This is a genomic window from Novosphingobium sp. TK71, from assembly GCF_055361505.1.
On sequence record NZ_CM143962.1, the window covers coordinates 2391346 to 2404549 of the forward strand.

Consider the following 13204-nt stretch of genomic DNA (forward strand, 5'->3'; position numbering starts at 1 on the left):
TTGCCCCGCCCCGCCCTGTACGCATATTCGATCGACAGATGGAAAAGAGACCACCCCGATCAGGGACGGTCGGCCGGGAGAGTTCCATGGAAGAGATGCGCTTTGACGGCCGCGTGGCGGTAATTACCGGAGCCGGCCGCGGCCTTGGCCGGGCCTATGCGCTGCTGCTGGCGGCGCGCGGGGCCAAAGTGGTGGTCAACGATCTGGGCGGCGCGATCCGGGGCGACCTCGATGCACCCGGCGCCGACGAGAGCGTGGCGCAGAGCGTGGTGGACGAGATCGTGGCAGCGGGCGGCGAGGCCATCGCCAATACCGATTCCGTCTCCACCCCCGAAGGCGGCAAGGCCATCGTCCAGGCCGCGCTGGACCAATGGGGCCGGATCGACGTGCTGGTCCACAATGCCGGGAACGTGCGCTACGGCTCGATCCGCGAGCTTTCCGCCGCAGACCTTCACGCCGTGCTCGACGTTCACCTGCTCGGCGCCTTCCACGTCGTGCAGGCCGCGTTCGGGCCGATGTGCGATGCCGGTTACGGGCGCATCGTTCTGACCAGTTCGGTCGGCGGGCTCTACGGCAACCTCAACTGCGTGAACTACGGCATGTCGAAGTCGGCGATGCTGGGCCTCTCCAACATCGCCGCGCTCGAGGGCGAGGCGCACAACGTGAAGTGCAACGTGATCGTGCCCGGCGCGGTGACGCGCATGGCCGAGGGGCTCGACATTTCGCAGTATCCGCCGATGGACCCCGAACTCGTGGCGCCGGTGGTCGGCTGGCTCTCGCACGAGCAATGCCCGGTCACCGGAGAGACCTTCGCCTCGATGGCGGGCCGCGTGGCGCGCATGTTCGTGGCGGAGACGCGCGGCGTCTATCGCCCGGAGTGGACGATCGAGGACGTGGCCGCCGCTTCCGATGCCTTCCGCGACAAGTCCGAAGTGCTCGATTTCGGGCTGCACGGGCATGTCGATCACATCGGCTACTCGTTCCGGATGGCGACGGCGGGCGCCGATGCGTGACCGGGCTTAATGAACAACATTGTTGACAACTAACTGCCGGCTGCGCCAGATTCGGCAGCAACGGGCGACCGGAGCAGAGTCGCCACCCAAGAGGATGCCCATTCGATGGAAATGACCTGCCTCAAGACCGACGTGCCAAGCCCCGAGGAACTCGACATCCCGGCGCTGAAGGCCAAGTATCGCCAGGAGCGCGACAAGCGCATGCGGCGCGAGGGCGGCGAGCAGTACGTGCGGCCCACCGAAGACTTTTCCGACAATTACGCCCACGATCCCTTCACCCCGGTGGCCGAGCGTGAGCCGATCGTCGAGGATCTGGACGTCGCCATCCTCGGTGCCGGTTTCTCGGGCATTCTGGCCGGCTACCACCTCCACAAGCAGGGCGTTTCCAACGTGCGCAACATCGATCACGCCGGCGGCTTCGGCGGCGTGTGGTACTGGAACCGCTATCCCGGCGTGCAGTGCGACAACGACGCCTACTGCTACCTGCCGCTGCTGGAAGAGACGGGCTTCATGCCCAGCAAGAAGTTCTCGGACGGCTGGGAAATCCAGCAGTACTGCCAGGACATGGCCGAGCGGTTCGACCTCGTGGACAAGGCGCTGTTCCACACGCTCGTCACCTCGATCCAGTGGGACGAAAGCATCAAGCGCTGGCACGTGAAGACCAACCGCGGCGACGACATTCGCGCCCGGTTCGTGGTCATGGCCGGCGGTGTGATGAACATGCCCAAGCTGCCCGGCATCCCCGGCATCCACGACTTCAAGGGCAAGATGTTCCACACCAGCCGCTGGGAGCATGACTACACCGGCGGTTCGTGGACCGCGCCGGAGCTGGAAAAGCTCAAGGACAAGCGCGTCGCCATCGTCGGCACCGGGGCAACCGCCGTGCAGGCGGTGCCCTACCTCGGCAAGTACGCCAAGCATCTCTTCGTGCTCCAGCGCACGCCGTCGAATATCGACGAACGCCCCAATCCGCCGACCGACCCGGACTGGGCCGCCTCGCTCGCGCCGGGCTGGCAGCAGGAGCGCATGGCGAACTTCCACCGCGCCGCGCAGCAGTTCTTCCTGCCGGGCGAGCCTGACCTGATCTGCGACATCTGGACCGAGATCAGCCGCAACCTCGCCGTCGAACTGGCGGAGGAAGGCTGGCCCGCGCTCGATCCGCTGGAGTTCATGGATCGCCGCGAAGTCGTGGACTTCCAGGTGATGGAACGCCTGCGCCGCCGCGTCGATGCCATCGTGCAGGACGAGGAAACGGCCGAGAAGCTCAAGCCGTGGTTCCGCTTCATGTGCAAGCGGCCGCTTTCCAACAACGAGTTCTACCCGACCTTCAACCAGCCCAACGTCACGCTGATCGACGTTTCGGGCACCCAGGGCGTGGAACGGATGACCGAGAAGGGCTTCATCGCCGATGGCGTGGAGCACGAGGTTGACCTGATGATCTTCGCCTCCGGCTTCGAAGTCACCTCCGACCTCAAGCGCCGCTGGGGCATCGACACCGTCGAAGGACGCGGCGGCAAGTCGATCTACGACCACTGGACCAACGGCGCGAGCACGTTCCACGGCGTGATCACCGACGAATTCCCGGCGATGTTCTACATGGGCTATATCCAGGGCGCCACGAACTCCTCCACCACCGAGCAGTTCGGCCGCCAGGCGGAGCACATCGGCTTCATGGTGGGCGAAACCCTGCGCCGCGGCGCCAGCACCGTCGCCGCCACCAGGGAAGGCGTCGAAGGCTACTGCGCGCACTGCAAGGAAAACGAAGTCGACATGTCCGGCTTCCAGAACGACTGCACGCCCAGCTACTTCAACAACGAGGGCGACAAGGAACTGAAGTGGGCCCTGTTCCGCGGGTATCTGCCCGGCTGGGACGCCTTCCGCGACATGCTGGCCGACTGGCGCGGCAGCAAGGAACTGGACGGGGTAAGGTTCGAGGCCTGATTCTCGAATAGCCCTTTCCGGCCGGGGGCGCGGGTTTCGCCCGCCCCCGGCCAGCATTTGCCCGACGCGGCGGCGATGGTGCCGGCGGCGGCGGCAATTCCCGGACGGAACCGGCGTAACGCCGAACTCCGCACTTGCCGAGGCCGGCCGGCGCGGGCATCGCCGCCGACATGACCGCGCCGACCGACCGCACCGCCCTTCTTGCCGGCCTCTCCATCGTCGTGGCGCAGGCCTCGATCAATCTCGGCGCCGCTTTCGCCAAGAGCCTGTTCCCGATCGTCGGGCCGGAAGGCGTCGCCGCCCTGCGCACCGCGATTTCGGCCGTGATCCTGCTGGCCATAGCCCGCCCCTGGCGCAGCCGCATGAGCGGGCGGCAACTGGGCTGGCTGCTGGTCTACGGGCTCGTGCTGGGCGGCATGAACCTGATGATCTACTGGGCGTTCCGGCGCATCCCCATTGGCATTGGCGTTGCCATCGAGATTTGCGGACCGCTCGGCGTGGTCCTGGCGACCTCGCGTTCGCTGCGGGACTTTCTCTGGCTCGGCCTGGCGCTCGGCGGACTGGCGCTGCTGATCCCCTGGCCGGGACGCGCCGCCCCGCTCGATCTGGCCGGGATCGGCTTCGCGCTTGGTGCGGCGGCCTGCTGGGCGCTCTATATCCTTTGCGGAAAACGCGCAGCGCAAGTCGGCAGTTCGACGGCGGTTTCCATCGGGATGACGGTGGCCTGCCTCGTCACCGTGCCCTTCGGGATCGCTTCGGCCCCGGCCAGCCTGCCGCTGCCCGCGCTCGGTCTCGGGTTCGTGGTCGCGATCCTGTCCAGCGCCTTGCCCTACATGCTTGAAATGCGGGCGATGACGCAGCTCCCCAGCCGGATCGTCGGCCTGCTCAGCAGCATGGCCCCCGCACTCGGCGCGATCGTCGGCTTCGCGGTTCTGGGAGAGCGACTGACCGGGCTGCAATGGCTGGCGGTGGCAATGATGATCGCGGCAAGCGCCGGCTGTTCGCTCGCCGCCCGGTCCCCCGTGGCAAGCCCCCGCGACGAGGCGATGGCCTGAACCGCCGCCTCAGCCCTCGATATCGAGCTGCCGCAGCACTTCGGCTATCGCGCGCGGATCGCTGGCGAACCCGAGGTGCGAACACCGGATGGCCACGGCGCGGTCGCGCTCGTGCGGCCATCCGCAGGCGGAGCGCGGATGAATCACCCCGTCGCGCGGGCTCCACAATGCGATGGTCGGTACGGGCGGCTTCGCGGCGAAATCGCAGTCGATCGGCGGTGCGTCCACCGAATGGCCGGTGACCACCTGATAGGCCCGCCAGGCATTGTTGGCGCGCGGATCGCCGGAAAAAGGCGTGCCCATCGTCACCACCTTGCCCACGCTGTCCGGCTCGCGGCGGGCGATCTCGCGGGCGAACAGGCCCCCCAGGCTCCAGCCGACCAGCGTGACAGGCGCCCGGTGCCGCCGCGCCAGCGCGCCGACGCGGCGCATCAGGAACTCGAAGTTGGTCTGGTTGGGGCCGAAGTTGAAGCCGAGCCCCCATTCGTGCACGTCATGCCCGGCCTGGGCGAGGGCCTCGGCCATCGGCTTCATCCGGTTGGGATGGGCGCCGAAGCCGGGAAGCAGCATGACCGGCTGGGGATGAAGCGCTTTCTCGACGCCGAGCAGCTTCGCGCCGCGGCTGCGGAGAGACGCGAGTTCCGCCAGGAACAGGCGCAGCGACGGCTTGCGGACGCCTTCGGGATGCGGTTCGCGCGCCAGCGCCGCGCGGCGCGCGATGGCGCTGCGCATGACGCCGAACTGCCGGGGGGCCGGACCGTTCACGCCCCTGCGGACTCCTGTCCGATCGACCGCCGACATGCTGTCATCCCTGCCGCCTTCACTCCTTGCAGTCGCCGACCCGCGTGGTCGTCATGTGCATCGTCATCTTCATCTGTCCGTTCTGGGCGCCCTGCGCGGTTCCCGTCATGTCCATGGCCACGGTGATGTCCGAACTGTCCTCGGCCACCTTGCCGTTCAGCGTCATGACCGCCTTGCCGCCGTCCTTCGCCGTGCAGTTCATCTGGGCATCGAGCTTGCCGCCATCAACGGTGAAGCGCGAATAAGCGCATTCCTTGTCCTTATCGACGCTCTCGAACATGTCGCGGTAGCCTTTGTCGGACTGTTCCTTGGTCAGGCAGAACTCGCTGACCTTCTCCTTGGCCAGCATCGCCTTCATCTGGTCGACGGTTTCCTTCGGCATTCCCGGCAGGTCGATCCCGGTAACCGCGATCTTCTGGCTGTACTGGCCGGGCTTGGGACGATCCAGCTTGGCGGCTTCCTGCTTCACCTCGTCGATCGATTTCGCGCCCTCGGCCTCGTGGCCGGAGTCCTTCGAACCGCAACCGGCAGCCAGCATTGCCAGACCGATCGCCGCGGTCATCGTCACGTATCGCTTCATCTCGCCTTGATCCTTCGCACCATCCCCGGATGTGAGCGGGGTACCATCGGCGCGTCGTCACTGCCAACGACTCATTGCGGGCGCGTGGCATATACCCCATATGTTCTCCCATGGCAGAACTGATCATTCGCCGGGGCCTTGAGGAACCGGACACCTCGGGCACGTTCGTCCCTCACAAACCGCAGCGTCCCGACAAGTCGATGCCGGGCAGGCCGTTCAAGGTCGTTTCCGAATACGAACCCAACGGCGACCAGCCCACCGCCATCGCCGACCTCGTCTCGACCGCGGAAGAGGGCGAGAAGACGCAGGTGCTGCTGGGCGTCACCGGCTCGGGCAAGACCTTCACCATGGCCAAGGTGATCGAGGAACTGCAGCGCCCGGCGCTGATCCTGGCGCCGAACAAGATCCTCGCCGCGCAGCTCTATGCCGAAATGAAGGACTTCTTCCCCGAAAACGCGGTCGAGTATTTCGTCTCCTACTACGACTATTACCAGCCAGAGGCCTATGTCGCCCGGTCGGACACCTACATCGAGAAGGAAAGCTCGGTGAACGAGGCGATCGACCGGATGCGCCACTCGGCCACGCGGGCATTGCTGGAGCGGGACGACGTGATCATCGTCGCCTCGGTCTCGTGCCTTTACGGCATCGGCTCGGTCGAGACGTACTCGGCCATGATCTTCGACCTCAAGACCGGCGACACGCAGGACCAGCGCGAGATCATCCGCAAGCTGGTCGCCCTCCAGTACAAGCGCAACGATGCGGCCTTCACGCGCGGCACCTTCCGCGTGCGCGGGGACAACCTGGAACTGTTCCCCTCCCACCTTGAGGACACCGCCTGGCGCATCTCGTTCTTCGGGGACGAGATCGAGGAAATCGCCGAATTCGATCCGCTCACCGGCAAGAAGGGCTCCGCGCTCGAAAAAGTGCGGGTCTACGCGAACTCGCACTATGTCACGCCCGGGCCGACGATGAAGCAGGCCAGCGAGGCGATCCGCTTCGAACTGACCGAGCGTCTGAAGGAACTGGAAGCCGAGGGCCGCCTGCTGGAAGCCCAGCGGCTGGAGCAGCGCACCAATTTCGACCTCGAGATGATCGCCGCCACTGGCAGTTGCGCGGGGATCGAGAACTATTCGCGCTTCCTCACCGGCCGCATGCCGGGCGAACCGCCGCCGACGCTGTTCGAATACCTGCCGGACAATGCCCTGCTGTTCGTGGACGAAAGCCACCAGACGGTGCCGCAGATCGGCGCCATGTCGAAGGGCGATCACCGCCGCAAGATCACCCTTGCCGAATACGGCTTCCGCCTGCCCAGCTGCATCGACAACCGCCCGCTGCGCTTCAACGAATGGGATGCGATGCGCCCGCAGACCATCGCCGTCTCGGCCACGCCCGGCCACTGGGAGATGGACCAGAGCGGCGGCGTCTTCGCCGAACAGGTGATCCGCCCTACCGGCCTGATCGACCCGCCGGTGGAGATCCGCCCGGTCGAGGATCAGGTGCAGGACTGCATCGTCGAATGCAAGACCACGGCGGAGCGCGGCTATCGCACCCTCGTCACCACCCTCACCAAGCGCATGGCGGAGGATCTCACCGAATTCATGCACGAGGCCGGCGTGCGCGTGCGCTACATGCACAGCGACGTCGAGACGCTGGAACGCATCGAACTCATCCGCGACCTGCGCATGGGGGTCTACGATGTGTTGGTGGGCATCAACCTCCTTCGCGAGGGGCTCGACATTCCCGAATGCGGGCTGGTCTGCATCCTCGATGCCGACAAGGAAGGCTTCCTGCGCAGCGAAACCTCGCTGATCCAGACCATCGGCCGCGCCGCGCGCAACGTGGATGGCCGCGTGATCCTCTATGCCGACCGCATGACCGGATCGATGGAACGCGCCATCGCCGAAACCGACCGCCGCCGCACGCGCCAGGAAGAATACAACACCGAGCACGGCATCACCCCGCAGACGATCAAGCGCCGCATCGCCGATATCGTGGCGGACACCGCCAGCCGCGACGGCGTGCTGATCGACATCGACGCGGAAGGGCAGAACAATCTCGTCGGCCACAACTTGCGCGCTTATATCGAGGAACTCGAACAGAAGATGCGCAATGCCGCAGCCGACCTCGAATTCGAGGAAGCCGGCCGCCTGCGCGACGAGATTCGCCGCCTGGAAGCCAGCGAACTCGGCATTCCTGACGATCACAAGAAAGCCCCGATCGTCGGCCGCAGCAACGAGGGCAAGCCGGGGACGCGCAAGACGCGCTATGGAAAATCCCAGAAAAAGCGGTGGGGCAGCTGAGGCAAGGCCGGTTCACGGAAGACGGGATTGCTCATCCGCGCATCCGCCGATGCCGGATGGCAAAATGCCCGGGAGCCTGAAGAACAGGTCCCGGGCAGTGTCAGGATGGCTTGTCGCCGATCCTTCGGGTCGCAGGGTTATCCTGTACTGATTCCAGGGCGGCGGCATACCATGTTCATGGTACTTTCCCGGAAGATCCATCGCATAACGGTACTTGTTAAGTACTGTTACCCGCCCCATGATATCGTTTGTGGGCATTGACAGGGACCAGTCTCGCGCAGGCGATCTTGCGGAGCTTTTCACGCGCGCACCGTTCGAGGATGCGGGGTGGGACAAGGCGCTGAAGGCGCTTGCCAGTGAAACCGGCTCCTCGCGCGCGCAGCTTCTGGCGCTGGGTGACCGTAACACCGCCTTCAACTGGGTGACGGACAGCGACCAGACCTTCATCGACGAGTTCGTCTCGATCGGCGGTTACCGGCCCGACGTGAACTACAGGGTCGCCGCCACGCGCCCGCCGCTCGAACTGTCATGGGAAGCGCATTACGCGGCGGCGCGCGCCGTTTCCACCAATGAGAGCTATCTCGACTATGTGCGCCGCCACGATGCCGAATTCGGCGTCCAGATGGTGCTGAGCCAGCGACCCGGCGTACTGTTCGGGATCGCCGCGCTGCATGGCACCCGGGATGGCCCGACGACCGAGGCCCAGCGCGAGGTCTTCGCCCGGATCGGGCCGACCGTGCTGGACGCCATCCGGCTTCAGGATTCCATAGAGCATCAGGGCGCGGCGCTCCTGCAAGGATCGCTCGAAGCCATGAGCAGCGCCGCGATCCTTCTCGACGCGGTGGGCAAGGTCTGTGGAATGACTGGTGCCGCCCGCGACCTGCTGGGCCCACGAACGCTGCAGGTCCGCGCCAGGGTGCTTCGCGCCGCGCGGCAGGACGTGGACCTTGCGCTCCAGACGCAGATCGGCGCGGCCCTTGCCGGCACCCGCACCGGACCGGCCGATCTCTGGCTGCATGCCGACGAAGGCCCGGTTCTGCTCGACGTCCGCACCCTGCCGCGGCAGGACTGGACCTTCGGTTTCGCGCCGCGCGTGATCGTCACGCTGCGCGCGCCGATCACGCCCGCCAATGTCCCGCCGCAGCGGCTGGCAGACGCCCTGAAGCTGACCATGGCCGAAGCCGAAGTCGTCATGTTGCTGGCGCAGGGCCATTCGCGGCAGATCATCGCCGGAATGAGAAACGTCAGCGTCCAGACCGTGGTGGCCCAGTTGCGCACGATCTTCCAGAAATGCGGCGTCAATCGCGAGGCGGAACTGGTCGCCACGGCAGGATCGGTGATAGAAATGGTGTCGCGATAACGGGAACGGACCAGGCGGTTTCTGTCATGCATCCGCCGCAACCGTGTGTTTGGACTTTGCACTGGATTCGTCGCCCCCGGAGGCCGACTGGCGCTTCCAACGTCATTCAGAAACGAAGAGGATGCCCATGCGCATTGAGAGTCCCGAGCTTCGCTCCAAGGTCATGCCGGCAGAAGAGGCCGCGCGCCTGATCGAAAGCGGCACCGCCGTGGGCATGAGCGGCTTTACCGGCTCGGGTTATCCCAAGGCCGTGCCGCTTGCCCTTGCCGCCCATATCGAGGCCGAACACGCGGCGGGCCGCGCCTTCAAGGTGCGCATGTGGACCGGCGCCTCGACCGGCCCCGAGCTCGACGGCGCGCTGGCCAAGGCCGACGGCATCGAATTCCGCCTGCCCTACAATTCCGATCCCATCGCCCGCGAACGCATCAACAAGGGCGAGATGAACTACTTCGACATGCACTTGTCGCAGGTCGCGCCGATGGCCTGGCAGGGCTTCCTCGGCCCGCTCGACACCGCGGTGATCGAAGTGGCCGGCATCCGCGCCGACGGCAGCCTGATCCCCTCCTCCTCGGTGGGCAACAACAAGACCTGGCTCGACCGCGCCTCCAAGGTGATCCTCGAAGTGAATTCGTGGCAGAACGAGGCGCTGGAGGGCATGCACGACATCTATTACGGCACCGCCCTGCCGCCCGCGCGCGTGCCGATCCCGCTGGTGAAGCCCGATGACCGCATCGGCGAACCCTACCTCAAGGTCGATCCCGCCAAGGTCGTCGCCGTGGTCGAGACCGACCGGCCGGACCGCAACGCCCCGTTCAGCCCGCCGGACGAGAAGGCCAGGGCGATCGCCGGCCACATCCTCGAATTCCTGAGCCACGAAGTGAAGCTGGGCCGCCTGCCTTCGGCGCTGCTGCCGATCCAGTCGGGCGTGGGCAATATCGCCAATGCCGTGCTGACCGGCCTTGTGGATTCGCCGTTCGATGCGCTGACTTCCTACACCGAAGTGATCCAGGACGGCATGCTGGACCTGCTGGATTCCGGCAAGCTGCGCATGGCCTCGGCCACCGCCTTCTCTCTGAGCCCCGAGGCTGCCGCGCGCGTCAATGCGGACATGCACCGCTACCGCGACAAGATGATCCTGCGCCCGCAGGAAATCTCCAACCACCCCGAACTGATCCGCCGTCTCGGCTGCATCGCCATGAACGGGCTGATCGAGGCGGACATCTACGGCGCCGTGAATTCCACCCACGTCATGGGTTCGCGCATCCAGAACGGCATCGGCGGTTCGGGCGATTTCGCGCGCAATGCCTATATCTCGATCTTCATGACGCCCTCCACCGCCAAGGGCGGCAAGATCTCGGCCATCGTGCCGCAGGCCAGCCATGTCGATCACATCAACCAGGACGTGCAGGTGATCGTCACCGAGCAGGGCCTGGCTGACCTTCGCGGCCTCAGCCCGCGGGAGCGCGCCAAGGTCATCATCGCCAACTGCGCGCACCCGGACTATCGCCCGCTGCTGGAAGACTATTACGCCCGCGCGCTCAAGGGCTCCTACGGCCTCCAGTCGCCCTCGCTGCCGGGCGAGGCGCTGTCCTGGCACCAGCGCTTCATCGAGACGGGATCGATGCTGCCCTGAACGGTTTCGGACGGCACCCCCGAGCCGTCCGAACGCCTGGCCTGCCCTGCCTTTCGATGGCTTAACCCATGGCCAATCCCCGGAAGGCAGGACGGGCCAGGCACCATTTTTTCCGGTCCGAACCCTTGTCGTATACTATCTTCGAGTTCTAGGTATCGCCCCATGAGCGCCCGTTCGGGCGCAGTCCAAAAGGGGTCGTTCCTTTCATGCGCAAAGTTTCGCTGGCCTGCCTGGCCATGGTTCTCGCCGCCACTTCGTTCCCGGCCTTCGCGGCCGAAAAGCCCGCCGACAGCGCCGAAGCGAAGAAGGGCGACGATGCGAAGGGCGACGAACTCCCCATGCTGCCCGCGCCCAAGTCGATCAAGCAGAGCGCGGTGATCGGCGGCAAGACCGTGAATTACGTCGCCACCGTCGGCGCGCTGCCGATCAAGGACGAGAAGGGCAAGACGATCGGCGAGGTGGTCTACACCGCCTACACCGTGCCCGGCGCGCCCACTTCGCGCCCCGTGACCTTCGCCTTCAACGGCGGCCCCGGCGCGGCCTCGGTCTACCTGAACCTCGGCGCCATCGGCCCCAAGCGCGTCCAGTTCGGCGCGCAGGGCGATGCCCCGTCCGATCCGGCGGTGCTGCATGACAACCCGAACTCGTGGCTGGACTTCACCGACCTCGTCTTCATCGACCCGATCGGCACCGGCTTCTCGCGCAGCCGCGTCGATGCCGAGGAGACCAAGAAGGCGTTCTACACCTCCGAGAACGACATCAAGTACCTCAGCCGCGTGGTCTACGACTGGCTGAACCAGAACGGCCGCCTGACCAGCCGCAAGTACCTTTCGGGCGAGAGCTACGGCGGCTACCGCGTGCCGCGCCTGGCCTATTACCTGCAGACGCAGATGGGCGTGGGCATCTCGGGCATGACGCTGGTTTCGCCCTATCTCGATCCGCCCGCCATCGGCGAGGACGACGCGCTTTCGCCGCTGCCCTGGATGATCAACCTGCCCGCCATGGTCGCAGGCCACTTCGAACGTCAGGGCAACCTGAGCGAGGCTTCGATGGCCCCCGTCGAACAGTACATCCGCACCCAGTACGTGCAGGACTTCCTGGCCGGCCCGCAGGACAAGGCCGCGACCGACCGCCTCTCGGCCAAAGTGGCGGAACTGACCGGGCTCGATCCGGCCCTCGTGCGCCGCATGGACGGCCGCGTGGATATCGGCACCTACTTGCGCGAAATCCGCCGCGACCAGGGTCTTGTCGGTTCGGTCTACGATTCCAACTTCACCGCCTACGACCCCTTTCCGGCCAGCGCCCGCCCGCAGTACAGCGACCCGCTGCTGACCACCCTGATCGCGCCGACGACTTCGGCGATGGTGGACTTCGTGACGCGTCAGGTCGGCTGGAAGGTCGATGCGCGCTACAACGCGCTGTCCTATGAAGTGAACAACGCCTGGGAACGCGACGACAGCGACAATCCGGTCAAGGACCTGCGCCAGGCGATCTCGATCGACCCGAAGATGACCGTCGATATCGTTCACGGCTGGGACGATCTCTCGTGCCCCTACTTCGGTTCGCGCCTGATCATGTCGCAGATGCCGCAGTTCGGCCGCCCGGACCGCGTGCGACTGCACATGTACCCCGGCGGGCACATGTTCTACTCGCGCACGGACAGCGGCGCGGCGCTCCGCCGCGATATCCTCGAAAGCTACCGCGCGGCGTCGTGACGCAAGAAAAACGGGGCTGCGGACGATCCCGCAGCCCCGTTTTCTGCCGCCCGGGCGGCATAGGAAAGGGACGCTTGCGAGCGTCCCTTTTTCGCGTTCAGAGCTTGCCGAACTTCTCTTCGTAAGCGCCGGTGTCCCCGCCGGAGAGCAGGCGTGCCTGTTCCACCCAGCTATCGCGGCGCGGACGGCCCGCGAAGGCCCCCAGCTTGCCGTCCAGCTCATCGAGATCGGCATCGGTCCAGGCGGCGATCTGCTCGAAGCGGGTCACGCCGAGCGCGGTCAGCAGCGTGAGCATCTTGGGGCCGAGGCCCTTGATCTTGCGCAAATCGTCGCCCTCGCTCGCCGGCGCGGCGGCAGGTGCGGGCGCGACTTCGGCGGGATCAGGCGCCGGAGCCTCGGGCTCGGGCGTAGGCGCGGGCGCAGGCGCAGGCGCCGCTTCCGGCTCGGCCGCGATGGTCTGCGGCGGCGGGGTGGCCGCATCCACTTCCTGCTGCGCGGCCACGGCGATCACTTCGCCGATCCCGGCCATCGTCCCCGCCATGGCAGGCGGATCGATATGGACGGGCGCGGTGAACTGCGCAGCGGGCGGCGCATCGTCTATCAGGGCCTGATTGCGCTGCGCGGGCGCGGCGCCTTCGTCCAGCACGTCGGGACGATGGGCGCGGGGCGCGGGCTTGGAGGCGCGCGCGAACAGCCAGTAGGCGACGACGATGCCGACCAGCAACGCGACGATGAAGATCAGCCAGTTGGCCTCGATCATTTGCACCACAACTTATCCCTTCCGGTTCCAGACCAGCCAGCCGATG

At 66.2% G+C, this 13204-nt stretch carries 10 protein-coding genes; 7 read left to right on the top strand and 3 right to left on the bottom strand.

The window, feature by feature from the left end:
• Positions 1 to 86: 86 nt before the first annotated feature.
• The 3 genes from ACXJ16_RS11155 (at position 87) to ACXJ16_RS11165 (ending at position 4009) form a co-directional block, all read left to right on the top strand.
• The gene (locus ACXJ16_RS11155) at positions 87 to 1013 is read left to right on the top strand and encodes an SDR family NAD(P)-dependent oxidoreductase (RefSeq protein WP_324697946.1); all 927 of its coding nucleotides are present in this window, start codon (positions 87 to 89) and stop codon (positions 1011 to 1013) included.
• A 105-nt stretch (positions 1014 to 1118) separates the two neighbouring features.
• Entirely contained in the window at positions 1119 to 2954 is a 1836-nt protein-coding gene (locus tag ACXJ16_RS11160; protein WP_231635835.1) for a flavin-containing monooxygenase, read from the top strand.
• A 170-nt stretch (positions 2955 to 3124) separates the two neighbouring features.
• The gene (locus tag ACXJ16_RS11165; RefSeq protein WP_185998110.1) at positions 3125 to 4009 is read left to right on the top strand and encodes an EamA family transporter; all 885 of its coding nucleotides are present in this window, start codon (positions 3125 to 3127) and stop codon (positions 4007 to 4009) included.
• 9 nt (positions 4010 to 4018) lie between these two features.
• Here the strand turns inward: ACXJ16_RS11165 and ACXJ16_RS11170 are convergent, their stop codons facing one another.
• The gene (locus tag ACXJ16_RS11170; RefSeq protein ID WP_132469446.1) at positions 4019 to 4741 is read right to left on the bottom strand and encodes an esterase/lipase family protein; all 723 of its coding nucleotides are present in this window, start codon (positions 4739 to 4741) and stop codon (positions 4019 to 4021) included.
• Positions 4742 to 4829: 88 nt separating this feature from the next.
• Positions 4830 to 5390: a DUF3617 domain-containing protein gene (locus ACXJ16_RS11175; protein WP_324697939.1), complete on the bottom strand. Its 561-nt coding sequence runs from the start codon at positions 5388 to 5390 to the stop codon at positions 4830 to 4832.
• 110 nt (positions 5391 to 5500) lie between these two features.
• Here ACXJ16_RS11175 and uvrB point away from each other — a divergent pair, with 110 nt between their 5' ends.
• The 4 genes from uvrB to ACXJ16_RS11195 all read left to right on the top strand — a co-directional run bounded on the left by uvrB (position 5501) and on the right by ACXJ16_RS11195 (position 12398).
• Entirely contained in the window at positions 5501 to 7690 is a 2190-nt protein-coding gene (gene uvrB, locus ACXJ16_RS11180; RefSeq protein ID WP_054437165.1) for an excinuclease ABC subunit UvrB, read from the top strand.
• A gap of 250 nt (positions 7691 to 7940) precedes the next feature.
• Positions 7941 to 9050 (top strand): helix-turn-helix transcriptional regulator, encoded by a 1110-nt coding sequence (locus ACXJ16_RS11185; RefSeq protein ID WP_324697937.1) that lies wholly within the window; start codon positions 7941 to 7943, stop codon positions 9048 to 9050.
• A gap of 127 nt (positions 9051 to 9177) precedes the next feature.
• Positions 9178 to 10683, top strand: coding sequence for a succinyl-CoA:acetate CoA-transferase ScpC (gene scpC / locus ACXJ16_RS11190; RefSeq protein WP_369818239.1), 1506 nt, complete (start codon positions 9178 to 9180; stop codon positions 10681 to 10683).
• A gap of 206 nt (positions 10684 to 10889) precedes the next feature.
• Positions 10890 to 12398, top strand: coding sequence for a S10 family peptidase (locus ACXJ16_RS11195; RefSeq protein WP_185998112.1), 1509 nt, complete (start codon positions 10890 to 10892; stop codon positions 12396 to 12398).
• Positions 12399 to 12495: 97 nt separating this feature from the next.
• Here the strand turns inward: ACXJ16_RS11195 and ACXJ16_RS11200 are convergent, their stop codons facing one another.
• Positions 12496 to 13158, bottom strand: coding sequence for a helix-hairpin-helix domain-containing protein (locus ACXJ16_RS11200; RefSeq protein WP_463920688.1), 663 nt, complete (start codon positions 13156 to 13158; stop codon positions 12496 to 12498).
• Positions 13159 to 13204 lie beyond the last annotated feature (46 nt).